Raw genomic sequence first — 25,130 nt, 5'->3', positions numbered from 1 at the left:
CTGCGGCGATGGTGCGGGTCGAGGGGCTGTGCAAACGGTTCTCGGTGCCGCGGCGCGAGGCCGGGCTGCGGGCCGCGCTGCGGGCGCTGGTGCGGCGGGAGTACCGCGTGGTGGATGCGGTGCAGGACCTCGAATTCTCGCTCGCGCCGGGCGAGCGCGTGGGCTTCCTCGGGCCCAACGGCGCCGGCAAGACGACGACGTTGAAGATGCTGGCGGGGCTCATCGTGCCGTCGGCGGGGCGGGTCGAGGTGGCCGGGTTCACGCCGAGCGAGCGCCGGCCGGAGTTCCTCCGCCGCGTCAGCCTGGTGATGGGCCAGAAGCGCCAGCTGAGCTGGGACCTGCCGGCGATCGACAACTTCGAGTTCAACCGCGTGGTCTACGAGATCGACGCGGCCGCCTACAAGCGGCGCCTCGACGAGCTGACGACGCTGCTCGACGTCGGCGAGGTGATGCGCCGGCCGGTCCGCCAGCTCAGTCTCGGCGAGCGGATGAAGTGCGAGCTGGTGGCGGCGCTCTTGCACGGGCCGCAGGTGCTGTTCCTCGACGAGCCGACGATCGGGCTCGACGTGTCGATGCAGCTCGGGATCCGCGAGTTCATCCGCCGCTACAACGCCGAGCACGGGGCGACCGTGATCTTGACGTCGCACTACATGGAGGACGTGGCGGCGCTGTGCCCCCGGATCCTGGTGATCGACGGCGGCCGCCTGCGCTTCGACGGCAGCATCGAGGCGCTGCGGCGGCAGATCCGGCCGCTGCGGCGGGTGTCGGTGCGGGCGGCCGCGCTGCCGGCCGACCCGGCGGCGATGGGGCGGGTGGTGCTGCAGGAGGGCGGGCGGCTGGTCCTCGACGTCGCGCCCGAGCGGGTGCCCGAGGTGGTCGGCGCCCTGGTGGCGCTGCCGGAGGCGCAGGACCTGGCGGTCCACGACGCGCCGCTCGAGGAGGTGATGCGCGCGCTGTTCGGGCGCGAGGAGGCGGCCGAGCTCGGCTGAGCGATCGGGCATGCGCGAACGGGCAGGTGCAGATGGACATGTGCGAAGGAGCATGTCCGAACGGGCAAGCAAGCTGGCACGGGTGACCGCGGCGGTGTGGCGGATCAGCCTGGCGGAGGCGATCGCGTACCGGGTGTCGATGCTGATGTGGGTGCTGACGACGACGTTCCCGCTGGTGTCGCTGGCGCTGTGGTCGGGGCTGGCCGCGTCGGGGCCGGTCGGCGACTACGACCGCCCGGACTTCGTGGCGTACTTCGTGGCGGCGTTCCTGCTCCGCCAGTTCACGGCCAGCTGGGTGGTCTGGGAGCTGTCGGGGCAGATCCGCACCGGCGACCTCAACACCCTGCTGATGCGGCCGATGTCGCCGATGCTGTACCACGCGATCCAGAACCTGGCGGCGCTGCCGATCCGGTGCGCGCTGGCCCTGCCGATCGGGCTCGTGGTGCTGGCGCTGGCCGGCGGGCTCGCCTGGCCGGACCCGGGCTCGCTGGCGACAGTCGGGCTGTCGCTGGCGCTGGCGTGGCTGATCAACCTGGGGGTCCACGTGACGATCGGCTGCCTGGCGTTCTGGGTCACCGAGTCGACGGCCCTGTTCGAGGTGTGGCTGGGGCTGTACCTGGTGCTGTCGGGGGCCGCCGTGCCGACCAGCCTGTACCCGGCCGGGCTGGCGGAGGTGATCCGCGCGCTGCCGTTCCACGCGTCGCTCGGCTTCCCGGTCGAGCTGGCGATCGGGCGCGCGACGGGAGCCGCGGTGACGCAAGGGCTGGCGCTGCAGGTGCTGTGGGCCGCCGCGTTCGGGGCGCTGGCGGCCGTGCTGTGGCGGCGCGGGGTGCGGGCCTACGAGGGGGTGGGGACGTGAGCCTGTCGTTCAGGACATGTCCCGAAGCGCCCGCCGGGAGAGCGGGCGTACGAAGGGGCGAGGACGCGAGCCTGGCGCTCAGGACATGTCCCGAAGATGCGGCCGGGAGAGCGGGCGTACGATGGGGCGAGGACGTGAGCCTGTCGTTCAGGACATGTCCCGAAGCGCCGGCCGGGAGAGCGGGCCTACGAGGGGGTGGGGACGCGAGCCTGGCGTTCAGGACATGTCCCGAAGCGCACGCCGGGAGAGCGGGCGTACGAAGGGGTGGGGACGTGAGCCTGTCGTTTAGGACATGTCCCGAAGCGCCGGCCGGGAGAGCGGCCCCCCGATGGGGTGGAGCGGAGATCCTGTCGTTCGGGACATGTCTCGAAGCGCCGGGGCGGGAGGTGCGGGCGTGACCGGGGGCGCGTCGGAACGGACAGGTTCGAAGGGGCATGTCCCTCGGGTCCTGTTCTACGCGCGCCTGGTGGCGGCGCAGCTCGAGATGAGCACGCTGACGGCGCTGCAGTACCGGCTCGGGTTCTGGACGGAGGGGCTCCTGGGGCTGCTGTGGAGCGTGATCGGGATCGCGCCGCTGTTCGTGGCGGTCGACCACCTCGGCGCGGTCAAGGGCTGGGGCCGCTGGGAGCTGGTGGTGCTGACGGGCTGCTTCACGGTGCTGTCGGGGCTGTTCACGGCGCTGCTGCAGCCGGCGTTGCGCGAGAGCATGACGCACATCCTCAAGGGGACGCTGGACTACGTGCTGCTGCGGCCGGCCGACGGGCTGGTGCTGTGCCTGACGTGCGCGTTCCAGCCGTGGCATCTGGTCGAGGTGCTGGGCGGGCTGGCGCTGGTAATCGCCGGGCTGGCGCTGGGCGAGACCGAGGTGACGGCGACGGGACTCCTGGCCGGGATGGTGACCGGCGCGGCCGGGCTGGTGGCGCTGTACGCGTTCGGCGTGCTGGTGCTGTGCGCGTCGTTCCGGGCGCTGCAGCTGCAGTCGCTGACGCACGTGATGGAGGCGCTGATGGACTTCGGCCGCTGGCCGGCGCAGGTGTTCCCGCCGCTGCTCCGCCTGTTGTTCACGTTCGTCATCCCGCTGCTGGTGATGACGAGCTACCCCGCCGAGGCGCTGCTCGGCCGCCTGTCCTGGGGGACAGTCGCGCAGCTGGCGGCCGTGAGCGCGGGCCTGCTGGCGCTGGCTCGCTTCACGTGGGTGCGGTCGGTCCGCGGGTACACGTCGGCGTCGAGCTGAGCGGGCGAGGTCCGCGGTGACAGGGTCGTCAGCGGGGCCGCGCGAGGCTGCGGATGTGGCTGAACTTTGGGACAGGGACGAGCGGTGGCGGCGGTTCGCCTGGCCTTCGGGACATTGTGGCCGCGAGCGGAGGATGCTGTCCTTCGGGACATCTGAATTGAGGCCGGCCGCGGCAGGGAAGACGCTGGCGGTCAGGACCGATGGCGGCGTTCAGGCGTCGTGCGGGTGGGACGAATCGTCGACCGTTGTGTGTCGGCGGCGAGCAGGGCGGCGCGACCGGGGCCGACGACGAGAGCGAGGGGCGGGACGAATCGTCGATCCTTGCGTGTCGGCGGCGAGCAGGGCAGCGCGACCGGGGCCGACGACGAGAGCGAGGGGCGGGACGAATCGTCGATCATCGTGTGTCGGCGGTGAGCAGGGCGGCGCGACCGGGGCCGACGACGAGGTCGATGCGGCGGGTCTCGTCGTCGACCTCGAGCTCGAGGCACCAGTCGATGCGGAACAATGCGCCGACGTAGCTGGGAGGGGCCTCCGGGGCGACGAGGTGGAAGCGCCGGCGCTCGTTCCCGGCCAGCGGGACGCCGGTCTCTTCGGTCTCGCTGGCGCCGCGGTAGGGATCGTCGCCGCCGTGCGCTGCGAGCTGCGGCAGGCGGGCGACGGCGAGTTGGCAGACGACCCCTCGCGCGTCCCTGGCGTGCCAGAGCAGCCGCAGTACGGCGCGGCGCGGCGCGCTGGGCCGCTCCCACGTGATGTCGCCCACGATCGGCTCGCCCGGGGCGAAGGTGCGGTGACCGCCGTGGAGCGTGACGGTCGGTTCGTGGGCGCCCCTGGGCAGCTGCAGGCCTTCGTCGCGCGCCGGTAGGTCGCCGAGCGCCGGGCCGCGGACCCGCACCGGGAGGGCGAAGGAGAAACCTGGTCCGAAGGACATGCTGGCCGACAGCTCGAGGCGCCACGCGATCGCGCACGCGCGCCCGAAGAGGGACGGGGCGACCGCGGCGGGGAGGGCCAGCTCGCCGTTCGCGTCGAAGTAGCGCTTGAACAGGTGCCGGCGCTGGCGAACGAGGTCGGGGGTGGCCAGGCCTGCGGCGACGCAGCCGATGCCGACGACGGCGCAGCCGAGCGCGAACAGCAGGCCGGATTGCTCGTCGAGGATCGCCCGGGCCCGCGGCTCGAGCGCGGAAGCGATGAGAATCGGCACACCGAGGCTTGCGAGGAGCAGACCGATCGGGACCAACGTGAAGTTGTCGGGGTCCTGGGTGCGGAGGTCGAGATCCGCCACGGAATCACGATAGCACATCGACCGCGGCGGCGAGGTGGGATTGGAGGAGTCGACCGCGGCCGCGAAGCGGAGCCGAGGTGGGAGCGGAGGAGACAGGGGCGCCAGGGCGGGCGAGGTCCGGAGGGGACATGGTCTTCCGGGCAGATCGGGTCGGTCTTGCGCGGGGCGGGCAGCGTAGAGGAGCTGCGAGGGCGTGAGGAGAGGATGCTTCTCGGGACATGTCTCATGGGGCATCTCGCGTCTTCGCCTCGGCCCTCACGGGTCCGGGCAGGGGCGAGGGGCCTGCGAGGCGCGGATGCTTCTCGGGACATGTCTTACGGGGCATCTTGCGCCGCGCGTCGGGTCGGTCATCACGGGCGGGGGGCAGGGCGAAGGGCCTGCGAGGGGCGGTGCTTCTCTGGACATGTCTTAATGGATAGATTCTCCCGTTGTCTCGGCCCGGGCGGCGCCCGGCGCGAAGCAGGGCGTTCGGTGAGCCACCGGAGCCGAGGTCCTCGGAAGGTTCGGGCTGCGCGCGGACGAGTGTGGCGCCTCATGGGACATGTCGCATGGGACATGTTCCGTACACGTCGCGGCGGATCCGTGGGCCCTCGACGGCAAGACCGAGGCACCCGAAGTCGGCCCGCTGCGCCGGGTCTTGTGGACGGCGATGCTCGACCGTGACGACTGCCGCCAGAACGGGCTGCGGGACGGGTGCCCCGGGAATCGGCGGGTCGGGGGTCCCGACCGGAGGTCACCGATGGGGCGCGCCGGGGATTGCGCGAGCGGCGCAGGCGGCGGCAGGGGCCTCGCAAGGGGGTCGCAGGCGCCTGCGCGGGGCGCGGCGTGGGAGTCGGGGGGAGGTCCGGCGCGGGTCCTGGGCGGGCCCTGGCGGCGATGGTGGACAAAGCAGCCACGGCCCGGTAGACAGCCCCGGTGAGCGAAGAAGACAAGGCGCCGGCGACCGGGCAGGGCGTGCGCATGGAGCTGCCGACGTGGGACCACAGCCGCAGCAAGCGCCGTGGTGGCGACGCCGGTCCGCAAGAAGACGCTTTCGTCACGGGAGTGAAGGAGGCCGGGCGCACCGCCAAGGCGCGCAGCGGGCTGGTGATCGGCGGCACGATCGCGGCGCTGGCGGTGCTGGTCGGTATCATCGTGATCTACAACGGCCGCCAGACGGCGTCGGCGACGGCGACCCGCCAGCTGGCGACCGCGGCTCGCTACGAGTCGGAGGCCGAGGTCGGTGATCCGGCGCTGCTGCTCGGGGCCAACAAGGGCAAGCCGGTGGCGCCGATCGTCAAGGACGAGGCCGAGCGCTCGGCGGCGGTCACCAAGGCGCTCGACGAGCTCGACGCTTCGGCGCCCGGCAGCGACGCGGCGCTGGCAGGCACGGTGGTGCGGGCGACCGGGCTGCTGCGCGCGGGCGATCCGGCCGGCGCGGAGGCGCTGTACCGCGAGTTCCTCGGCAAGGCCGGGGCGGGGCACCCGCTGCAGTTCGCGGCCCGCGAGGGGCTGGCGTTCACGCGCGAGGCCCAGGGCGACCTCGACGGCGCGATCGCCGAGCTCGAGACGCTGGCCGGGCAGAAGGGCACGTTCTACCGCGACATGGCGCTGTGGCAGAAGGGCCGGATCCTCGAGCGCCAGGGCAAGACCGAGGCGGCGCTCGAGGTCTATCGCCAGTACATCGCCGAGTATCCGCTGCAGCAGCCGTCGATCGCCCAGAACGACGTCCGCAAGCGGCTCGAGGAGCTCGACCCGCAGGCGCTGGCCGGCCAGCCCGCGCCCGAGTCGCCGATTCAAGTGGTGGACGCACCAGGAGCGCCGACCCCGTGACACGCGCGGCCCGGGCCTACTGTCTCTGGGGACATGTCGCTTTGGCCCTGTCCCTCGGGGCATGTGCCGGCGAGACCCGCACGGTCATGCCTCACCCGGAGCTGACGCCCGGCGCGCGCGCGAACCTCGAGCTGGCGCGGGTGCAGCAGATCGCGCTGCACGACTACGGCGTGCTCAATCCCGACGAGTTCGCCGGCGTGGCGCCCGATCCGGGCCGCCGGCTGATCTACGTCGGCACGCGCGGCGGCTCGCTGCTGGCGCTGTCGATGGAGACCGGCGAGGTCGCGTGGGAGCAGCAGTTCCCGGGCGCCATCTCGAGCGTGCCGAAGCTGGCGGCCGACGGCGAGCTGATGCTGCTCGGCACCGACAACGGCGACCTGCTGGCGATCGAGCTCGAGACCCGCAAGACGCGCTGGAGCTACTCGACGCTCGGCACGATCCGCAACGAGCCGCTGGTCCGCGGGAGCACGGTGTTCGTGGTCAACTCGCGCGACCAGGTGTTCGCGCTCGACCTGAAGACCGGCGCGTGGCGCTGGCAGTACGAGCAGCCGTATCCGACCGAGTTCACGGTCCACGGGCACGCGGGCCTGTCGTACCTCGAAGGCGAGGGCGTGGTGACGCAGTCGCCCGAGCAGGCGGAGAGCGCGAGCGGCATCCCGGTCGAGGCGGTGCTGGGCGAGTCGGCCGGCGCCGAGGAGAGCGAAGAGACCGGCGGTCCCGCGGAGGCGGGCAGCGAAGAGCCGACGAGTGCGGGCGGCGCGGCGGGCGGGGCTCCGGCGAGCGCCGGTGGGACTGCTGCCGCAACGGCCGGGGCTCCGGCGACTCCTGCTGCCGCTGCAAGCGGAGCACCGGCTTCGGGGGCAGGCGCGGCGCCGGCGAACACGTCCGCTGCGGGCGGAGCCCCGGCTTCGGAGGCAGGCGCGGCGCCGGCGAACGCGTCTGCTGCGGGCGGCGCGGCGGCGAATTCGCTGGCCGGCAACGGGACGGGCGGAGCGCCCGCGAGCCCGCCGACCGGGACGATCTTCACCGGCTTCAGCAACGGCAAGATCGCGGCGATCGGGGCCCAGTCGGGCGAGCCGATGTGGCTGGCGAACGCGGCGCCGCCGGCGGGCGGGGACTTCGTCGACGCCGACGGGACGCCGCTCATCCTCACCGATCGCGGCGAGCTGGTGGTCACCGGCCAGAGCACGGGGGTCTACGGGCTGGCGCTGGCCGATGGCCTGCAGCGGTGGTTCCGGCCGCTGCGGGGCGCGGGCTCGGTGGTCGCCGGGCCGCGCGGGTTGATGATCGTGGCCTCGGCGCTCGAGGGGGTCTTCGCGCTCGAGCACGGCGGCCGGGTGCGCTGGCGTCAGCAGCTCAACCCGGGGTTCGTGCAGACGCCGCTGGTGGTCGGTGACATCGCGTTCGTCGCCCACTCCGACGACGGCCTGCTCGCCTACGACGTCGAGACCGGCGAGTTCCTCGCCAACCTCAACACCGGCAGCGGGATCTCCGGCCCGCCGGTGTACGACGCCGAACTGGGCCGCTTCTACACGATGTCGAACCGGGGCATGCTGGTGGTGTTCCGCACGGTCGAGGACGACGCGCGGGGCTTCGTGCGCGGGGCGGTCGAGTCTGTCCCTTCGGTCAGGTGATGCCGCGGCCGCGGATGTGAGGGTCCAGACAGGGCTCGTGCGGAAGGTCGACGGGCTTTTCTGCTAATCACAGGAGCATCCCCGGCCACACCGAGATCCCCGCGCCGAGCATCGGCGCCGCCGAGACCTACCGGCTGATGACCGACCTGGTCGCGCCGCGACCGATCGCGTGGGTGTCGAGCGTGAGCGACGACGGCCGCCGCAACCTGGCGCCGTTCAGCTACTACCAGGCGGTCTGCTCGCGGCCGCCGATGGTGGTGTTCAGCGTCGCGTGGTGGCCCGACGGGCGCATGAAGGACACCCTGGCGAACGTGCTTGCCACGCGTGAGATGGTCATCAACCACGTCCACGACGCGCAGGCGGCGGCGATGAACGCGACCTCGGCGCCGTTCCCGCCCGAGACCTCGGAGTGGGATGCGTGCGGGATCGCAGCCGAGCCGGCGGCGGTCGTTGCGCCTGCTCGCGTGGCAGGGGCGCTGGCCTGTCTCGAGTGCAAGCTCGTCCACGCGCTTCCGCTGGGGGACGGCGCCCCCGGCAAACCGTCGGCCACTCTGGTCGTGGCCGAGGTTGTGCATTTCGCCGTCGCAAGCGAACTGCTGCGGCGTGACGCGCGAGGTCGCCTGCTGCCGATCGACCCCGGTCCGTTGCAGTCGATCGGCCGCCTCGGCGGGATCGCGTACACTCGCACGACGGATCGCTTCGAGCTTTTGCGCCCCGAGGCGCCCGGGAGCAAGGCCAGTGACTGATTCGTCCGCACGACCCTCCGGAACCGATACCGTCGAGCCGACGCGCCTGTTCGGGTCGTTGCCGGCGGAGGTCTCGATCTACGAGGTCGGGCCGCGCGACGGGCTGCAGAACGAGGCGACGATCCTGTCGGCCGACCGCAAGATCGAGATGATCGAGGGCCTGGTCGACGCCGGCATCAAGCGCATCGAGGTGACCAGCTTCGTTAACCCGCGCTGGATCCCGGCGCTCGCCGACCACATGGAGGTCGCGACCCGGATCCGCCGCAAGCCCGGCGTCACCTACAGCGCCCTGGTGCCCAACCTCCGCGGCCTCGATGCGGCCTCGCGCGCGGGCATGCAGGAGATCGCGGTGTTCATGGCGGCGTCGCAGACGCACAACCGCAAGAACATCAACAAGACCACGGAAGAGGCGCTGGCGACCTACCGCGAGGTGGTGACCGAGGCGCGCGCGCGCGGGATGACGGTGCGCGGCTACGTCAGCACGGTCTACGGCTGCCCCTACGAGGGCGAGGTGCCGTTCGAGCAGGTGCTGCGGGTCGGCAAGAGCCTGCTCGACATGGGCTGCTACGAGCTGAGCCTCGGCGACACGATCGGCGTCGGGACGCCGCGCCAGGTCGAGTACATCCTCGACGGCCTGCTGCACGCGGGGATCCGGCTCGACCAGCTGGCGGTCCACTTCCACGACACGCGCGGCACGGCGCTCGCCAACATCACCGTGGCGCTGCAGCTCGGGATCCGCACCGTCGACTCCGCGATCGGCGGCCTCGGCGGCTGCCCCTACGCGCCCGGAGCGTCGGGCAACGTGTCGACCGAAGACGTGGTGTACATGCTCCACGGGATGGGCTGCCGCACCGGCATCGACCTCGATCGCCTGGTCGCCATCAGCGCCCGCCTCGGCGGCCACCTGGCCCGCGAGCTGCCCAGCAAATACCTCAAGGCCCACCTCGGCCACTGCGCGCGCGTCGGCAAGCCGCTGGTCTGAGACCGCGCGGGCAGAGGCTCGCGCGCCGAGGATGTGCGAGCAGGCGAGGCTGCGCTGAGCGGCGAGCCATGGCACGTACCTGACCGATAGGCGCTGCAGAGCGCTGCGGTGCGCGGGCTCGTGCTCGTGATCCTCGGTGAGCCGGCGAGACTGCCGCCGCGGGGCAGGGGACGCGTCCTGCTTCGGGCCCGCTGGAGGACGAAGAAGCGCCCGCGCGCGGCGGGGACCTCGTGGGTCGCCTGGCCGATGGGCGATGTTCTGGAAGACATGTCTCGAAGGGCATGCCCGATCGGGCATGCCCTTGGGGACAGAGGCGCGCGTTACTTCCCGCGGACCTTCTCGAGCACGATGATGCGCTCGAGGGCGGCGGCGACCTCGTGGGTCAGCTCGTGCAGGCTGCGCGGGTCGACGGGGTTGCTCGAGCCCGAGGCGAACACGATCAGCGGGACCTTCTCGCGCAGGAGGACCGGGAGGACGAGGATCACGCCCTCGACGCCGCCGAGGGCCGAGAAGAAGGCGGCGTCGATCGGGGTGTCGGTCCGCATCGAGCCGAAGTAGGGGGTGCGGCGCTCGATGACGCCGGAGAACACCGAGGGGCCGCCGGCAGGGATCCGGATCTGGCGCACGGCCTCGACCAGCAGGTCTTCGCCGCGGGCGTCGCGGCCGCGGATCTCGCCCTTGACGTGGACGAACATGATGACCCGCGAGAAGCCCTCGGCGAGGAAGTCGAGCAGGAGGTCGGTGATCTCGTCGCGCGACTTGACCGTGGCGAAGCGCGGGAGCAGGCGGTGGAACGCCTCGGGCGACAGCGGGATGATCTCGTTGGCGGCGGTGAAGCTCGGCGGGATCCAGGTCTGCGTCTTGGCGGCGTCGAAGGTCGGCTCGCCGGTCGCGGCCTCCGGCTCGGACGAGCCGCGATCGTTCTCGAGGTCGTCGAGCGGGATGTCGAGGTCGTCGGCGTTGCGCGCCGCGCCGGCCAGCGTGTCGGCGGCGCTCTCGCTGCCCGGCTCGGTGCGGCCGCGCGAGGTGTCGACCTCCTCGGCCGGGCGCAGGGTCGCCATCGAGCCGGAGAACACCGGCACGGTCTGACCGCTCGCGGCCTCGACTGCGGGTGGCGTGGAGCTGGCCGATGGGACAGGTGCCGAGTTCACCGTGGTCGCCGCGCTCGCGGCGGGCGGGGCCAGGCTCGCGGCGGCGTTGGCCGGGGTGGAGCTGGCCGCAGAGACAGGTGCCGCAGGCATCGTCGCGGTGATGCTCGAGGAGGCGAACGGCTGGGTGACGTTGCCCGCGGCGGAGCTGGCCGAAGAGGCAGGTGCGGCGGCGGCTGCCGGGGCGCTCAGACCGGCGGCCCCGGCCGGCTGGGTGGCCGTGCTCGCGGGCGCGGTGGCGGCGGCAGGCGTGGCGGCCAGCGCCGCGGCCAGGCTCGAGGAGCCGAACGGCTGGGTCGCGTTGCCGGGCGGGCTGGCCGAAGGGACAGGTACCGTCGCGGACGGGCTGGCCGAAGGGACAGGTGCCGGCGCGGGCGCCGAGACGGTGGGGGCGACCACCGGCGCGGACGGCTGGGCCGGGATGCCGTAGGGCGAGGGCGCGAAGGCTGCGGCCGGCAAGACCGCGGCTGGCCGCGGCGCCCCGGGCATGAGGACGGCGGAGGGGCGGATCGCGGCGCCGCTGGGCGCGGAGGGACGCGAGGCGCTGGGAGCCGTGACGACGCCGGGCTGCGGCGGCTCGACCACCGGCGGGGTGGGCACGACCGGGGCCTGCGCTCCGTTGCTCGGCGCGCCGACAGTCGGCGGAGTGACGATCGGCGGCGTGACCGTCGGCACGCTAATCACGGCGGCCGGAGCGGCGCGGCTCTGGCTGGCGCCAGGGACAGGTGCGGAGCCGCCGGGGATGACCGCGGCAGGGGTCGCGGCGGTGGCCGGCTTGGTCGCCTGCAGCGATGGCAGGGTGGGCGCCGGGATGCCGTAGTGGTGCGCGATCGAGGAGCGGATGACCCGCAGCGGCGCGACCGCGCGGACCAGGTACGCGCCCGTGTGCGCGGAGATGGCGTCGACCGCTTTCATGTCGGTCGGGTCGACCATCGCCAAGGTGAGGTTGCCGGTCTCGTCGCTCGAGATCGGGAGCACGGCGTGGCGCGCGGCCAGCTCGCCCGGGATCCGATCGAGCGCGGATCGGTCGACGCCGTCGAGGATGCTGGCGCCCACCTTGGGGATCATCAGCTTGCTGTGAAGAAAGCCGACGACGCTGTCTTCATCGGCGAAGCTGTGCGAAAGCAGAGCTTCGACGAAGGAGAGCTTGCGCTCGGCGCTCGTGGCCTGTACCGCGGCTAACTGCTCGTCGGAGAGCAGGCCCGCTCTCACCATCATGGTCCCGAGGAGACTCACGCGCTGTGATGATTCAACGCCGGAGCCGGTCGCGTCAACAAGCTGGCGTAACCGGGGCTCCGCGCGCCGGGCCTCGTGCTATAGCGGCCGTGGGTGCGCTACCTCGACCACAACGCGACGACCCCCCTCGATCCCCGGGTGCGGGACGCTGTTATCGCCGCGCTGGCCGACCCGCTCCTGCAGGGGAACCCGGCCAGCGTACACAGCACCGGACAGCGCGCTCGGGCGGCCGTCGAACAGGCGCGCCGCGCGGTCGCTCGGGCGCTCGGCGCCGAGGCCCTCGAGGTGACCTTCACCTCCGGCGGCACCGAGGCCGACAACCTGGCCCTGCTGGGCGCCGCCAGGGCGCTGCGGGCCGCGGGGCGCCCGTGCGGATTGCTCACGTCGCCGCTCGAGCACCCGGCCGTGCTGGCCGCAGGGCGCCGCCTGCAGCGCGAGGGGCACCCGCTGGCGCTGGTCGCGGTCGACGCCCACGGCCGGATCGAGGCCGACGCGCTGCGCGCCGCCCTCCGGGAGAACCCGGAGATCGGAGTTGTCTCGCTCGCTGCCGCAAATCACGTGCTCGGCAACGCCTACGACATCCCGGGGCTGGTCCGCGTGGTGCGCGAGATCGCTCCCGGCGCCCTGGTCCACTGCGACGCCGTGCAGGCCTTCGGCAAGCTGCCCCTCGATTTCCACGCCTGGGATCTCGACCTGCTCAGCGTCAGCAGCCACAAAATCTACGGCCCCAAGGGGGTCGGCGCGCTGGTCCACCGCCGCCGGCTGGCGCTCGACCCGCTGCTGCTCGGCGGCCAGCAAGAGCGCGGGCGCCGGGCCGGGACCGAGCCGGTCGCCAGCATCGCGGGCTTCGGCCTCGCGGCTCAGCTCGCCGCGGCCGAGCTGCCGGCGCGCCACGCCCACGTGGTCGCGCTCGCGGACCGGCTGCGAGCTGGCCTTGCGAACATGTCCGATGTGACAATTCACGGCGACCGCGAGCGCCGGGTCGGCAACACCTTGAGCGTCGGGTTCGCCGGCTGCGACGGCCAGCTGCTGGCGATGAACCTCGACCTCGCCGGGATCGCGGTGTCGTACGGGGCGGCCTGCAGCTCGGGCACGCCGGAGCCGTCCCCGGTGCTGCTGGCGCTCGGCCTGGCGCCGGCCGCGGCCCGCTCGGCGCTGCGGATCTCGTTCGGCGCCGGCAACACCGAGGCCGACGTCGACGCGCTGCTGGCCGCGCTGCCGGAGGCGATCGCCCGCGTCCGCGGGGCCGAGGGCGGCGGCGACTGGCGCGAGGTGACGCCGTCATGAGGATCGTGTGCGCCATGTCCGGCGGGGTCGACTCGTCGGTGGCGGCGGCGCTGCTGGTCGCCGCGGGCCACGAAGTGGTGGGCCTGACGATGCGCCTCTACGACGCCAGCGGCCACGAACGCCAGGGCCGTGGCGGGTCGTGCTGCTCGCCGGCGGAGATCGATCAGGCGCGAGACGTGTGCGCGCTGCTCGGGATCCCGCACTACACGGTCGACGAGCAGGAGCGCTTCACGGCCCACGTGATCGACGACTTCGCCCGCGAGTACGCGAGCGGCCGCACGCCCAACCCGTGCGTCCGCTGCAACGAGCACGTGAAGTTCGGGCCGCTGGTGGCCCGCGCCCGCGCGCTCGGGGCCGAGGCGCTGGCGACCGGCCACTACGCGCGCCTCGAAGACGGGGCCCTGCTGCGCGCGGTCGATGCGGCGAAGGACCAGAGCTACTTCCTGTTCGCGGTCCCGCCGGCGCTGCTGAGCGGGGTCCGGTTTCCTCTCGGGACATGGCACAAAGACCAGGTCCGCGCGCGGGCCCGCGAGCTCGGGCTGCCGAGCGCCGACACGCCCGACAGCCAGGAGCTGTGCTTCGTCGGCGGTCGTGAGCACGGCGAGGTGGTCGAGGCGCGCGCGGCGGCCCTCGGCCTCGACACCGGCGAGCTGGCGCCCGGCGAGGTGGTCGACGCCGAGGGTCGCGTGCTCGGTGCCCACGCGGGGATCCACCGCGTGACGATCGGTCAGCGCCGCGGGCTGCGGGTCCCGGGCACGTCGCCCCGCTACGTGCTGCGCGTGCTGCCGGAGCAGCGCCGGGTGGTGGTCGGCGACGCGGCGTCGTTGCAGACGCACGCGCTGGTGCTCGACGACTTCCGCCGGCTGGCCCCGCTCGGCGAGCGCGAGACGTTACGCGCGGAGGTCCAGATCCGCCACCGCGGGCGGCCCACGCCGGCCCAGCTCGAGCTGGCGGGCGGCCGCGCGACGGTGCGGTTCGACGAGCCGGTCCAGGCGGCCGCGCCGGGCCAGGCGGCGGTGGTCTACGCCGGCGAACGGGTGCTCGGCGGCGGCTGGATCGCGGAGACGTCCGGATGACGGAGCTGCTCGAGGACCTGCCCGATCGCCGCGGGGCGCCGACGTGGCCGGACAATGAGGCTCGCCTGGCGCCGCTGCAGCAGCGCCTCGGCTACTCGTTCGCTCGCCCGGCGCTGCTGCGCGTGGCGCTGACGCATCCGACGTGGGTCAACGAACACGCGCGCTCGGGCTGGCCGAGCAACGCGTGCCTCGAGTTCTTCGGCGACGCGGTGCTGGCCCTGCTGGCCACGGAGGCGCTGTGGCGCCGCTTCCCCGATCTGCCGGAGGGCGTGCTCACCCGCCTGCGCGCGAGCCTGGTGTCGGCGCCGGCCCTGGCCGAGGCGGCCCGCGCGGTCGAGCTCGGGCCGGTGCTGTGGGTGGCTCACCGCCAGGCCGAACTGCGCGAGCACGACGGGTCGCTGGCCGACGCGGCCGAGGCGGTGCTCGGGGCGGCGTTCCTCGACGCCCGCGCGGCGAGCCGCGATCCGCTGACGACCGCCGGCGCGGTGTTCCAGGCGCTGCTGGGCCCGCGCCTGGCCGGCCTGCGCCCCGACGACGGCAAGCCGGCCAAGGCCCGACTGCAGGAGTGGGCCCAGGCCCGCTGGCGACGGCCGCCGCTCTACGTGCCGCTCGGCGACCGCCCGGCGCACGAGCGCTCGCTGTGGCGGGTGCGCGCCGAGGTGACCTGTCCGGACGGACAGATCGTGGTGCTGGCGGAGGGCGAGGGCCCGAACCTGCGCGCGGCCGAGTCGGCGGCCGCCGAGACGGCGCTCGAGCGGATCGACCGCGGCGAGCTCGGGTGAGGTGCGGCGCCGAAGGGCGTGAGGCTGTCCGAGGGGACATGTCGCGATGAACGGATGAGGCGAGTCGCACGTGTCCCTGGGACAGGTAGTGGCGAGAGGTCGCCGCGTGCCGCGACGCGAGTGACGCTGTCCGAATGGACATGTCGTGCCGGACGGTCGTCATGGGTGAGGCCCGTCCGCCTGCCCCTCCTCTATAAGGATGTCCATGAGGACAGGTCGCCACGGTCGGCGCGGCCGCCCATGCTGTCCCGGAGGACATGTCTCGCCCGGAGCGGCGCTCCCGTCGCCGCGGATCGCCTCCGCCTGTCTGCCGGATGCATGGCCGGGCGAGCTCGTGGATCGCCTCGCTCCGTCACGTGGCGGTGACGGACGACGAGGTGCACGTCGTTCCGACGGCCAGCGAGGCGTCGGGTCGGAGTCTGCGGGCGCGGGGCCGCCGGGACCCGACGGGGGATCCCGCAGGGCGGCGCGTCGCGGCGTCGCGGCGGATCTGGCATGATCGCGCCCGCGCATGCCCGTCCACGTCCTCTACGTCGCCCCGTACTACAGCGCCAACATCCTGCAGTGCCTCGATGCGCTGGTGTCGCTGGCGGATGTCCGAATCGGCCTCATCACCCACGAGGCCGAGTCGACGCTGCCCGAGCGCTACCACGGCCGGGTCGTGGGTCACTACCAGGTCCGCGACTGCCTCGACGCCGAGCAGCTGATCGCCGCGAGCAAGGCGTTCCAGGCCGGGTGGGGCCGGGTCGACCGCTTGATCGGGTTCCTCGAGCAGATGCAGATCCCGCTGTCGATCGCGCGGGACAAGCTCGGGATCCCCGGCATGACCGAGGCGGTCGCCCGCAACTTCCGCGAGAAGAACCGCATGAAGGCGAAGCTGCGCGAGGCCGGGCTGCCGGTGGCCCGGCAGGCGCTGCTCGGCTCGGCCGAGGACGCGCGCCGGTTCGTCGGCGAGGTCGGCTACCCGATCGTGCTCAAGCCGCCGGCGGGCCTCGGGTCGCGCGCGACGGTCCGCGCGAGCGACGACGAGTCGCTGGCCGCGGCCCTCGCCGACCTGTTCGTGACGCCCTCGAACCCGGCCCAGGCCGAGGAGTTCGTGCGCGGCGAGGAGCACACGTTCGAGACCATCACGATCGACGGCAAGCCGGTGTGGCACTCGTCGAGCTACTACCTGCCGGGGCCGCTGCAGGTGCTCGAGAACCCGTGGATTCAGTACTGCGTGATGCTGCCCCGCGAGCAGCTGCAGCCCCACGCGCAGACGTTCCGCGCGCTCAACGTCCGCGCGCTGCAGGCCCTCGGGGTCGGCACTGCCCTCACGCACATGGAGTGGTTCCTCCGGCCCGACGGCTCGATGGTGATCAGCGAGGTGGCGGCCCGTCCGCCCGGCGTGCACCTGATGCCGATGATGGGCCTCTGCCACAACGTGGACATGTGGCAGAAGTGGGCCGAGCTGATGGTGTTCGAGCGCTTCGAGGCGCCGCCGCGCCAGTTCGCGGCCGGCGCGGCGTTCTTCCGCGGGCAGGGGCCGGGCCAGGTGGTCCGCGCGGTCGAGGGCCTCGCCGAGGCCCAGGAGCGCGCCGGGGCCTGGGTGGTCGACCGCAAGCTGCCCAAGGTCGGTCAGCCGCGCGCGTCCGGCTACGAGGGCGAGGGCTACGCGATCGTCAAGGGCGAGACGACCGACGAGGTCGTGACGGCCCTGCGCGCGCTGGTCAGCTCGGTGCGCGTGGTCCTCGGCTGAATCGACGGACAGGTCGGAAGCGACATGTCCTTGCGGACAGGGCACGAGCCGCGGCCGGTGCCCCTGTCCCCATGGGCAGATCGGAGCTGAGCTGTCCGCGCCGGAGCGCGCGAGGCGGTCACTCCTGGCCGGCCCAGCGCTCGAGGAACATGGTGCGCGCGGCCTCCATCTCCGGCGAGACGGGCTTCTCCGAGGGGAACCCGGTGATCAGCAGCCAGCGGCCGGTGAACGCCGCGGCGGTGTAGTAGGGCGGTTCGCCCGGCAGGAGCAGGCGCGGGTCCTGGAGGGCGGCGAACATCGCGTTCTGCTCGGTGAACTCGAACACGAACAGCCACACCTGCGGGGTGGTGGCCGTGAACGTGCGGTGGCTCTGCACGCCCCTGGCCTTGAGGGTCGCCTCGTCCAGCGGCGTCGGCGGCGTGAGCAGTTCGACCGGGTTGTGCTCGAAGCGCAGGCGGGACAGCGGGAAGCCCTCGAGGGGGCTGCCGTCAGCGGGGGGCGGAGGTGTCTTTTGGGACATGTCCGAAGAGGAAGGCCCCTCGCCGGCGCCGGTGCATCCGATCACCGCCGAGGTCGCCAGGAACAGGGAGAAGATCGCGGCGCGCGACGACACGGGCGGAGGGTAGCGCCGCGCGCGGCGCGGGGCAAACACCGTCCCTCGCGCGTCCCCGTGGCATGGCCGGACGCGTCGCGCCTGCACCGCGTGCGCAGCGACTCCCGGCGGTTCCGCGCCGCCCCAGGACCGCCCAGGCGAGCGTCGCGCCCCTCGTGAGCCGAGCCAGGCTCACGGGTGGTCGATGCGATCGAGGATCTTGCTCGGGGCCGAGGGCATGACCGGCGCGCGTCGGGGCGCGGGCGGGAGGCCGCTGACGCGATCGACGCTCGGGGCCGCGGGCGCGGGCTCGCCGGCGTGACCCGAGAGCTTGGCGAAGGTGCGCTCGAGGGCGAACACGAGCGTGCGCTCCTCGGCGAGCTCGGGGTCGCGGTCCTGGCGGTAGAGCGAGGCGAGGGCGTGGACGAGCTGGTAAGCGCCCTCCTGGTCGTTCTGCTCGTGGTGCAGCGCGGCGGCCCGGGACAGGGTGGTCGCCTGATCGACGAGCCGCGCGCCGCGGACGAGGCCGACGCTGGCGTTCGAACCTGGCTTATAGACCAGGTCGACTGCGGAGCTGCGCGGCTTGCCGACGGCGACCTCGGTGTACGCGAGGCTGACATGACCGAGCGGACGATCGGCGACCTGTTTGGGGCCGGGCAGGTTGCGATCGGCCGGGCCGAAGCCGACGTAGATGGCGCCCTTCTTGCGGCTGAGGAAGATGGTCTCGACGCTGAGGCGGATCGCGCCGCCCGGCGCCCACTCGATCGCCTTGCCCGGGATGCCGTAGACGCCGGCGATCTTGAGCCCCGCGGCCGGCTTCACCTCGAGCTTGAGGTCGTAAGCGAGCTCCGTGACCATGGTGTCGAAGTCCTCGCGAAAGACCTTGGTCATGCGCGCGGCGTCGGGGAAGAAGAACAGGTTGCCGCCGCGCACGCTGCTGATCGCGGTGGCGAGCTCGGCCCCGAATTGCACGCCGACGCCAACGGTGGTCAGGCCGATCCCGGAGCGCGAGGCGTCGCGGGCCATGCCCATGAAGCTCTGCTTGTCGGTGGCGCCGACGTTGGGCCGCTCGTCGGTGAACAGCATGACCCGGGTGGTGCCCTTGAAGGCCGTGCCGCTCCGGCGCGCGAGGTCGTAACCGACCTGCAGGCCCTCTTCCATGGCGGTCGAGCCGGCGCTCTCGATGGTGGAGATGTGGGCCGCGATCGCGCGCTTGTCCCGGGCCGGCGTCGGGGACAGGTGCACGTGGGCGCGGTCGCCGTAGAGGACGAGCGAGAGCTGATCGTCGGGCCCGAGCTGATCGAGGACGCGGAGGAGGCTCTCGCGCACGAGATCGAGCGGCTGGCCCGACATCGAGCCCGACTTGTCGATGATCGCGACGAGGTTGAGCGGTGCGCGCTTGAACGTCTTCGGATCGAGGCCGGAGCTGAAGCCGAGCTGGGCGAGGTACTGCACGTCGGGCTGGGCCAGCAAGGTGGCGCCGGTGGCCTCGCCGACGGTGCACAGCAGTTGATCGCAGGTGCGCCCTGCTGCCAGCGGGAGGTCGTGCTCGCTGAACAGACCCTCGGGCGTGAATGTGTTGGGGTGCGGGACCTCGCCGGCCTTGACGCGATCACGGAAGTACTGGATGTCCTGGGCGCCGCCGGGGGTGGCTCCCATCGACGGCGACGGGGCCATCATCCCTTCGACGAGGGCGTCGGCCGCGAAGTCGTAGGCCTGCACCTTCATCGGCCGGCGCTCCCGCTCATCCTTGTCGGGAGGCGCTGCCTCGGCGGCGGTGGTGAGAAGGGTGAACGCGGCGAGACAGGCGAGGGGGCGCAGGCGGATCGGCATGACGGCTCGCCCGGCAACGTGCGGGTCCGAGGACGGATCTACGGACCGGATCGCGGCCGCGAGGCTGCGGATGCGGACCGGTGCCTGAGGGCGAGACGGGACAGCCGCGGCTTGCGAGCGGGATCGCGTGTCTCATGGGACAGGTGCCGGAGAGCGGCCGCAGCGAGATCAGGTGTCCCTCAGAGCATGTCCTCGGGGACATGGTTATAGCGCGGCGGATGCAGCGGACGCGGGTCGGGCGACGACGGCCGAGCCTGCGTGTCGGTCGGGGACTAGGTGTCGCGGGGCGCCGCAGGGAGATGTCCGCGAGAGCATGTCCTCCGGGACATGTCCAGGACGAGCGGCACGACGAAGCCCCGCGACCTCGTCGGCGAGATCGCGGGGCGCGGGCGCAGCGGGGCTGCGGTCAGATCGTCATGCCGAGGTTGTGGACGACGAAGCCCCAGAGGTCGGTCCACTCGTCGATCTGCTTGCTGGTCGGCTTGCCGGCGCCGTGGCCCGCCCGCACGTCGATGCGGATCAGGGTCGGCTTGTCGCCGGCCTGGGCGGCCTGGAGGGCGGCGGCGAACTTGTAGCTGTGGCCGGGGACGACGCGGTCGTCGTGATCGGCGGTGTAGACGAGGGTGGCCGGGTACTTGGTGCCGGGCTTGAGGTTGTGCAGCGGCGAGTAGGCGCGCAGGGCCTTGAACTGCTCGGCGTCGTCGGAGGAGCCGTAGTCGGACACCCAGGCCCAGCCGATCGTGAACTTGTGGAAGCGCAGCATGTCCATGACGCCAACGCCGGGCAGGGCGACGGCGAACAGGTCGGGGCGCTGGGTCATGGCCGCGCCGACGAGCAGGCCGCCGTTGCTGCGCCCGCCGATGGCGAGCTTGCCCGGCGAGGTGACCTTCTCGGCGACGAGGTACTCGGCGGCGCCGATGAAGTCGTCGAACACGTTCTGCTTGTGCAGCTTGGTGCCGGCCTCGTGCCACGCCTCGCCGTACTCGCCGCCGCCGCGCAGGTTGGCGACCGCCAGCACGCCGCCGAGCTCGAGCCACATGAGGTCGGGGACGGAGAAGCCGGGCGTCAGGGCGACGTTGAAGCCGCCGTAGCCGTAGAGGTAGGTCGGGTTCTGGCCGTTCTTCTCGAGGCCCTTCTTGTGGGTCAAGAACATCGGCACCTTGGTGCCGTCCTTGCTGGTGTAGAAGACCTGGGTGGTCTCGTACTTGCTCGGATCGAAGGCGACCTTGGGCTGACGGAAGACCTCGCTGGCGCCGGTCTTGAGGTCGTAGCGGAAGATGGTGGTCGGCCAGGTGTAGCTGGTGAAGGCGTAGAAGGTCTCGGTGTCCTTGGCCCGACCGCCGAAGCCGGCGGCGGTGCCGAGGCCCGGCAAGGCGATGTCGCGCTCGAGCTTGCCGCTCTCGTCGAACACGCGGACCTCGCTGCGCGCGTCCTTGAGGTAGGAGGCGACCAGCTTGCCGCCGACGTGGCTGACGCCGCGCAGGGTCTCCGCCGCCTCGGGGATCAGGACCTTCCATGAGGCCGGATCTCCGGCGTCCTTCTTGGCGGCGTCGATGGCGACGACCTTGCCGCGCGTGGCGCCCTGGGTGGTCTGGAGGTAGAGGGTGCTGCCCTTGCTGCCGACGAAGTTGTACTCGGCGTCGAACTTGTTCAGCAGCTCGACGACCGGCTTCTTGCCGACGCCGCCCGAGAGGTCGTGGACGAACAGCGCGTTCTTGTCGGCCGAGCCCTCCCACACGCGGATGACGAGCCAGCGGCCGTCGTCGCTGACCTCGCCGCCGAAGCCCCACTGCGGGTGATCCTTGCGCTCGTAGACGAGGATGTCCTTGTCCTGCGGGGTGCCGATCTTGTGGTAGTAGAGCTTCTGGAACTCGTTCTTCTGCTTGAGCGCCTCGCCGTCCTTGGGGGCGTCGTAGCGGCTGTAGAAGAAGCCCTTGCTGTCCTTCGTCCAGGCGGCGCCGCTGAACTTGATCCACTTGAGGTGGTCGTCGAGGTCCTTGCCGGTCGCGATCTCGCGGACGCGGTACTCCTGCCAGTCACTGCCGGCGGCGGCGAGGCCGTAGGCCATGTACTTGCCGTCCTGGCTGATCGCGGTGCCCGAGAGCGCGACGGTGCCGTCCTGCGAGAGGGTGTTGGGATCGATGAGGACGCGCGGCTCGGCGGCGAGGCTGTCGGCGACGTAGAGGACGCTCTGGTTCTGCAGGCCGTCGTTGCGGCTGTAGAAGTACTTGCCGCCCTCCTTGGTGGGGACGCCGTAGCGCTCGTAGTTCCACAGCTCGGTGAGGCGGGTGCGGATGGCGTCGCGCTGCTTGATCCCGCCGAGGACGCCGAAGGTGAGCTTGTTCTGCGCCTCGACCCACGAGCGGGTCTCGTCGGTGTCGAGCTCCTCGAGCCAGCGGTACGGGTCGCCGACCTGAGCGCCGTGATAGGTGTCGACGGTGTCGGCCTTGCGCGTGGCCGGGTAGTCGTAGGCGGACCTGGCGGCCACTTCGGCGCCGCTGCCGTCACCGCCGCCCGGCGGGGCGTCGGCGGGCCCGGAGGTGGAGGCCGCGGGCTTGCAGGCGGCGAGGACGAGAGCGGCGGTGAACCACGCGAACGACGAGGGGCGACGATGCATCGGCAGGAGACTCCGGAGAGGATCGGGTTTTATCGACCCGGCGCAGCCCGGACAAGGCTTCGCCGGCGAGACGTCGGGCGACTCACGGACCGCCCGCGCCCGAGCTCGGCGGCGTCACAGGCCGGCGAGATCGAGGGGCTGCGGGGCCAGGTGAGCGAGGGGAGCGTCGGCTTGAACGACGGTCAGCAGCTCCTGGGGCCGCACTTCGCGGACATCCGGGGGCACGAGGCCCACGCTGCGGGCCAGCGCCGCGACGACGCGCGCCGGCGGAGCGCCCGCCTCGCGCAGCGCCCCGAGGTCGGGCGCTCCGTCGCGTTTGCTGAGCTTGGCGCCGGCCGCACCGAGGATCAGCGGGACGTGAGCGAAGCGCGGGGCCGGGAGCTCGGGGTGCAGCGCGCGCAGCAGGTGGAGCTGACGCGGGGTGCTGTCGAGCAGATCGGCGCCGCGGACGATGTCGGTGATGGCCATGTCGACGTCGTCGACGACGACGGCCAGCTGGTAGGCCCAGGCCCCGTCGCCGCGCCGCAGCACGAAGTCGCCGACGTCGCGGGCGATGTCCTGATGATGCTCGCCGCACAGGCGATCGACGAAGCCGAAGCTGCCCGCGGGGACGCGCCAGCGGACGGCGGCGGGGCGCCCGGGGTGCGACTGTCCGTTGCGACATGTCCCCGGGTACACCGGCTCTCCGGTCATGCTGGTGACCGGCAAGGCCCGCAGCTCGCGGCGCGTGCAGGTGCACGGGTAGACGTCGAGGCGCGCGAGGGCGGCGGCGTAGCGGTCGCCGCGTTCAGACTGGCGGTAGGGGCCGAAGGGGCCGCCGACGTCGGGGCCCTCGTCCCAGTCGAGGCCGAGCCAGCGCAGGTCGAGCAGGAGGCGCGCCTCGAACTCGGGCCGCGCGCGCGTGAAGTCGACGTCCTCGATCCGCATGACGAAGGCGCCGCCGCGGGCGCGGGCGTCGAGCCAGGCGAGCAAGGCGGTGCGCGCGTTGCCGAGGTGCAGCGGTCCGGTCGGGCTGGGAGCGTATCGACCGCGGGCCGCGCTCATGTGCGAGGAAGATACGCCGCGGGGATCGGGCAGTCGTCGCGCTCGTCGGTCCAGAGGATCGTGAGGATCCACCAGCGCCGACCGTCGTGCCGCAGCTGGACGCTGTTGATCCCGCGGTAGAGCAGATGATCGGCGCCGCCGTCGTCGGTCCGGCTCTCGTAGGTGGTGAAGACGTGGGCGATCCCGGCGAACACCTCGGTGCGGCGGAACAGCTCGCGCTCGACGAAGCCGCGCAGGCCCTGCTCGCTGATCCGCGTCTGCACCCGCTCGACGAACTCGGGGACGCTCATGTCGTCGATGTTGTTGGCGTGGACCTTGATCAGTCGGCCGTGCGGGACGCACAGGCTGGCGAGCCGCTCGGCGTCGGGGCCGCGCCCCTCGCTGAAGGAGACCGAGGCGTACATGGCGCGGATGATGGCGTCGATCGAGTTGACGTCGTCGGCGAGTGCCGGTGGGTGGGACGGCCAGGGGCCGGAGCCGGCCGCGAACACTGCGGCGACGGACATGACAGCGGAGGACGTGGACGAACTCGGGCCCGGATCGACAGGCATACCTTCCACTATACCCGAGCGAGGACGCGCGCAAAGAGGCCCGCAGGCCACGGACGGCGCGCTGCCAAGCAAAGCGCGTCCAAGGCCCGCGGCGGCGATGAACGGCGACCGTACGCAGTTCACATCGCACACGACCACCGCGGGTCCCAGACCCCGCGCCGCCCGTGCGCACGAAGCGGCTCCGCGCCCGCCGGTGCGATGGGTCACGGGCGCGGCACGCGATGTCGGAATCGATCGAGCATGCGCGCGAGGCCAGGTCGAATGGGGCATGTCCGATCGGGCATGTCCGAAAGCGCCGGCGCGGCGGGCGCTGAACGCAGGCGAGCGGCGCGCCGCGCTCCGTCGTGGGCGCGTCGAGGGCGACTCGCGGCGGGCGCCGGCGGTGCGGTGAAGGCGACTGTCCGAGGGGACATGTCGGGGTGCGGCCGCGATGGGCGCGGAGATGACTGTCCGGAGGGACAGGTCGATCGCGGACTCGCGGAGGTGGGGCGTCGAGGGCGACGCGGTCGGGCGCGGCGGTGTGCGGGCGATACTGGCGTCGGCGAACGGGGCGCGACGGACTCGAAGGGCTGTCCCGAGGGACAGACCGGACGTGCGCCGTCGCGGTCGAGCCAGGCGCAAGGGGTTTACGGGCGATCCGGGCGCTGGAGAGCGAGCCGCGGCAAATTTGAGGGGCTGTCCGGAGGGACAGGTCGGCGCTCACGGGGGCGGGGCGTCGAGGGCGACGCGGTCGGGCCAGGCGCGGAGGGTCCGTGGGGCGCTGGCGGCGTCGCCGGCGAGCAGGCCGCGGCCGGCGAGGACGACGCGGATCGGGGCGGCTTCGAGGCGGGACAGCGCCTGGCCGGGGGTCTCGCTGCGGCGGGTGCCGAGCTCGGGCGGCGCGGCCTGGCCCTCGAGCCAGCGGCGCAGCTTGCCGCCGGCGCCGGCCGGGACGAGGGCCAGTCGATCGTCGGCGAGGAAGACCACGTCGTGGGGGAAGGCGCGGCCGGAGTCGGGTTCGGCGATGGGGCCGGCGACGGTCGTGCGGCTGGTGACGCCCCAGGCGCGCGCGAGCGCGGCCTGCAGGACGGCGAGGTCGCAGCGGACGCGCACGATCCACACGACGGCGCCGGCGGGGTCGTGGAGCAGGAGCAGCTCGCGCGGGGTCAGGGCGGCGTCGGCGAGGTGGCGGCGGAGGATCTGCAGCTGGGTGCCGAGGAAGCCGAGGCCGAGCGCCGCGACCACCGGCATGCCGGGCGTGGTGGCGCTGGCCCGCGCGAGCTCGGCGGCGGCCTCGTCGACGCCGGGATCGCCGAGGTCGAACAGCGCGGCGACCCGGGCGTCGGCGGGGATCCACTCGAGGTCGCCGAGCGGGTCCTGTCCTTCGGGGCATGTCTGCTTGGACATGTCCTGAGGGGCCTGTGCGATCGGGCCTGTCGCAGAGGGCATGGCCGAAGGTGCAGGGACGGGAGCGGGCTGCGGCTGGGCGGGCGGGGCGCCGCAGGCCGCGAGCGCGGCGAGGAGCAGCGCCCGCGCGCGCGAAAGAGGTCGAGGCGATCGTCGGCCGGGGACGTGCTTGGCGCGTGCGGGCGAGGCCTCGCGCCTCGGGACACAGGACGTCGAGGGCTCGCCGAAAGCGTGCTCCGGGGCGCCTGCTGGCCGCGACGGCTCGTGCCGCGTCGGCGCGCGCCGGGGTGACGAGGGCCCGCCCG

General features: G+C 72.9%; 19 protein-coding genes. 11 read left to right on the top strand and 8 right to left on the bottom strand.

What is annotated here, in order from left to right; genetic code table 11:
• Positions 1 to 8 precede the first annotated feature (8 nt).
• The 3 genes from O0S08_RS22665 to O0S08_RS22655 all read left to right on the top strand — a co-directional run bounded on the left by O0S08_RS22665 (position 9) and on the right by O0S08_RS22655 (position 3,082).
• Positions 9 to 989 (top strand): ABC transporter ATP-binding protein, encoded by a 981-nt coding sequence (locus O0S08_RS22665; protein ID WP_269041863.1) that lies wholly within the window; start codon positions 9 to 11, stop codon positions 987 to 989.
• 52 nt (positions 990 to 1,041) lie between these two features.
• Positions 1,042 to 1,848: an ABC transporter permease gene (locus O0S08_RS22660; RefSeq protein ID WP_269041303.1), complete on the top strand. Its 807-nt coding sequence runs from the start codon at positions 1,042 to 1,044 to the stop codon at positions 1,846 to 1,848.
• Between the two features lie 394 nt (positions 1,849 to 2,242).
• On the top strand, positions 2,243 to 3,082 hold the full coding sequence (locus O0S08_RS22655) for an ABC transporter permease (RefSeq protein ID WP_269041302.1): 840 nt from the start codon (positions 2,243 to 2,245) through the stop codon (positions 3,080 to 3,082).
• 394 nt (positions 3,083 to 3,476) lie between these two features.
• Here O0S08_RS22655 and O0S08_RS22650 read toward each other — a convergent pair whose 3' ends face one another.
• Positions 3,477 to 4,361: a hypothetical protein gene (locus tag O0S08_RS22650; protein ID WP_269041301.1), complete on the bottom strand. Its 885-nt coding sequence runs from the start codon at positions 4,359 to 4,361 to the stop codon at positions 3,477 to 3,479.
• Between the two features lie 915 nt (positions 4,362 to 5,276).
• Between O0S08_RS22650 and O0S08_RS22645 the strand changes: the two genes are divergently transcribed.
• The 4 genes from O0S08_RS22645 (at position 5,277) to O0S08_RS22630 (ending at position 9,535) form a co-directional block, all read left to right on the top strand.
• Positions 5,277 to 6,173 (top strand): tetratricopeptide repeat protein, encoded by an 897-nt coding sequence (locus tag O0S08_RS22645; RefSeq protein WP_269041300.1) that lies wholly within the window; start codon positions 5,277 to 5,279, stop codon positions 6,171 to 6,173.
• Entirely contained in the window at positions 6,170 to 7,807 is a 1,638-nt protein-coding gene (locus O0S08_RS22640) for an outer membrane protein assembly factor BamB family protein (RefSeq protein WP_269041298.1), read from the top strand. The genes O0S08_RS22645 and O0S08_RS22640 overlap by 4 nt, the downstream gene beginning before the upstream one ends.
• A gap of 137 nt (positions 7,808 to 7,944) precedes the next feature.
• On the top strand, positions 7,945 to 8,553 hold the full coding sequence (locus O0S08_RS22635; protein WP_269041297.1) for a flavin reductase family protein: 609 nt from the start codon (positions 7,945 to 7,947) through the stop codon (positions 8,551 to 8,553).
• 46 nt (positions 8,554 to 8,599) lie between these two features.
• Positions 8,600 to 9,535, top strand: coding sequence for a hydroxymethylglutaryl-CoA lyase (locus tag O0S08_RS22630; protein ID WP_371879550.1), 936 nt, complete (start codon positions 8,600 to 8,602; stop codon positions 9,533 to 9,535).
• A gap of 320 nt (positions 9,536 to 9,855) precedes the next feature.
• Here the strand turns inward: O0S08_RS22630 and O0S08_RS22625 are convergent, their stop codons facing one another.
• Positions 9,856 to 11,901, bottom strand: coding sequence for a GspE/PulE/PilB domain-containing protein (locus O0S08_RS22625; RefSeq protein WP_269041296.1), 2,046 nt, complete (start codon positions 11,899 to 11,901; stop codon positions 9,856 to 9,858).
• A gap of 111 nt (positions 11,902 to 12,012) precedes the next feature.
• Between O0S08_RS22625 and O0S08_RS22620 the strand changes: the two genes are divergently transcribed.
• The 4 genes from O0S08_RS22620 (at position 12,013) to O0S08_RS22605 (ending at position 16,802) form a co-directional block, all read left to right on the top strand.
• Positions 12,013 to 13,206: a cysteine desulfurase family protein gene (locus tag O0S08_RS22620; protein WP_269041295.1), complete on the top strand. Its 1,194-nt coding sequence runs from the start codon at positions 12,013 to 12,015 to the stop codon at positions 13,204 to 13,206.
• On the top strand, positions 13,203 to 14,282 hold the full coding sequence (gene mnmA / locus O0S08_RS22615; RefSeq protein ID WP_269041294.1) for a tRNA 2-thiouridine(34) synthase MnmA: 1,080 nt from the start codon (positions 13,203 to 13,205) through the stop codon (positions 14,280 to 14,282). The genes O0S08_RS22620 and mnmA overlap by 4 nt, the downstream gene beginning before the upstream one ends.
• Positions 14,279 to 15,064, top strand: a complete 786-nt coding sequence (locus tag O0S08_RS22610) for a ribonuclease III family protein (RefSeq protein ID WP_269041293.1) — start codon at positions 14,279 to 14,281, stop codon at positions 15,062 to 15,064. Before mnmA ends, O0S08_RS22610 begins: the two co-directional genes overlap by 4 nt.
• Positions 15,065 to 15,575: 511 nt before the next feature.
• Positions 15,576 to 16,802, top strand: coding sequence for an ATP-binding protein (locus O0S08_RS22605; RefSeq protein ID WP_269041291.1), 1,227 nt, complete (start codon positions 15,576 to 15,578; stop codon positions 16,800 to 16,802).
• A gap of 118 nt (positions 16,803 to 16,920) precedes the next feature.
• On the opposite strand, the gene O0S08_RS22600 is transcribed toward O0S08_RS22605, so the two are convergent.
• From O0S08_RS22600 to O0S08_RS22575, 6 genes are all read right to left on the bottom strand, one after another.
• Positions 16,921 to 17,415 (bottom strand): hypothetical protein, encoded by a 495-nt coding sequence (locus tag O0S08_RS22600; RefSeq protein ID WP_269041290.1) that lies wholly within the window; start codon positions 17,413 to 17,415, stop codon positions 16,921 to 16,923.
• Positions 17,416 to 17,586: 171 nt separating this feature from the next.
• Positions 17,587 to 19,227, bottom strand: coding sequence for a vWA domain-containing protein (locus O0S08_RS22595; protein ID WP_269041289.1), 1,641 nt, complete (start codon positions 19,225 to 19,227; stop codon positions 17,587 to 17,589).
• 406 nt (positions 19,228 to 19,633) lie between these two features.
• Entirely contained in the window at positions 19,634 to 21,844 is a 2,211-nt protein-coding gene (locus O0S08_RS22590; protein WP_269041288.1) for a prolyl oligopeptidase family serine peptidase, read from the bottom strand.
• A 114-nt stretch (positions 21,845 to 21,958) separates the two neighbouring features.
• Positions 21,959 to 22,888, bottom strand: a complete 930-nt coding sequence (gene gluQRS, locus O0S08_RS22585) for a tRNA glutamyl-Q(34) synthetase GluQRS (RefSeq protein ID WP_269041287.1) — start codon at positions 22,886 to 22,888, stop codon at positions 21,959 to 21,961.
• Positions 22,885 to 23,394 carry a hypothetical protein gene (locus O0S08_RS22580; protein ID WP_269041286.1) on the bottom strand — a complete coding sequence of 170 codons (510 nt, stop codon included), beginning with the start codon at positions 23,392 to 23,394 and terminating at the stop codon, positions 22,885 to 22,887. The genes gluQRS and O0S08_RS22580 overlap by 4 nt, the downstream gene beginning before the upstream one ends.
• A 744-nt stretch (positions 23,395 to 24,138) precedes the next feature.
• Positions 24,139 to 24,825: a hypothetical protein gene (locus O0S08_RS22575; RefSeq protein ID WP_269041285.1), complete on the bottom strand. Its 687-nt coding sequence runs from the start codon at positions 24,823 to 24,825 to the stop codon at positions 24,139 to 24,141.
• Positions 24,826 to 25,130: the final 305 nt, after the last annotated feature.

The organism is Nannocystis punicea (genome assembly GCF_026965555.1).
Classification (GTDB): Bacteria; Myxococcota_A; Polyangia; order Nannocystales; family Nannocystaceae; genus Nannocystis; species Nannocystis punicea.
This window is presented reverse-complemented; position numbering and strand designations above follow the sequence as displayed.

What these genes read in the sequence shown, in the direction of transcription:
- O0S08_RS22595 (WP_269041289.1), bottom strand. Translation starts at nt 19,227, where the DNA reads ATGCCGATCCGCCTGCGCCCCCTCGCCTGTCTCGCCGCGTTCACCCTT.
- gluQRS (WP_269041287.1), bottom strand. Translation starts at nt 22,888, where the DNA reads ATGAGCGCGGCCCGCGGTCGATACGCTCCCAGCCCGACCGGACCGCTG.
- O0S08_RS22580 (WP_269041286.1), bottom strand. Translation starts at nt 23,394, where the DNA reads ATGTCCGTCGCCGCAGTGTTCGCGGCCGGCTCCGGCCCCTGGCCGTCC.
- mnmA (WP_269041294.1), top strand. Translation starts at nt 13,203, where the DNA reads ATGAGGATCGTGTGCGCCATGTCCGGCGGGGTCGACTCGTCGGTGGCG.
- O0S08_RS22575 (WP_269041285.1), bottom strand. Translation starts at nt 24,825, where the DNA reads ATGTCCAAGCAGACATGCCCCGAAGGACAGGACCCGCTCGGCGACCTC.
- O0S08_RS22610 (WP_269041293.1), top strand. Translation starts at nt 14,279, where the DNA reads ATGACGGAGCTGCTCGAGGACCTGCCCGATCGCCGCGGGGCGCCGACG.
- O0S08_RS22660 (WP_269041303.1), top strand. Translation starts at nt 1,042, where the DNA reads ATGTCCGAACGGGCAAGCAAGCTGGCACGGGTGACCGCGGCGGTGTGG.
- O0S08_RS22605 (WP_269041291.1), top strand. Translation starts at nt 15,576, where the DNA reads ATGCCCGTCCACGTCCTCTACGTCGCCCCGTACTACAGCGCCAACATC.
- O0S08_RS22665 (WP_269041863.1), top strand. Translation starts at nt 9, where the DNA reads ATGGTGCGGGTCGAGGGGCTGTGCAAACGGTTCTCGGTGCCGCGGCGC.
- O0S08_RS22625 (WP_269041296.1), bottom strand. Translation starts at nt 11,901, where the DNA reads ATGATGGTGAGAGCGGGCCTGCTCTCCGACGAGCAGTTAGCCGCGGTA.
- O0S08_RS22590 (WP_269041288.1), bottom strand. Translation starts at nt 21,844, where the DNA reads ATGCATCGTCGCCCCTCGTCGTTCGCGTGGTTCACCGCCGCTCTCGTC.
- O0S08_RS22635 (WP_269041297.1), top strand. Translation starts at nt 7,945, where the DNA reads ATGACCGACCTGGTCGCGCCGCGACCGATCGCGTGGGTGTCGAGCGTG.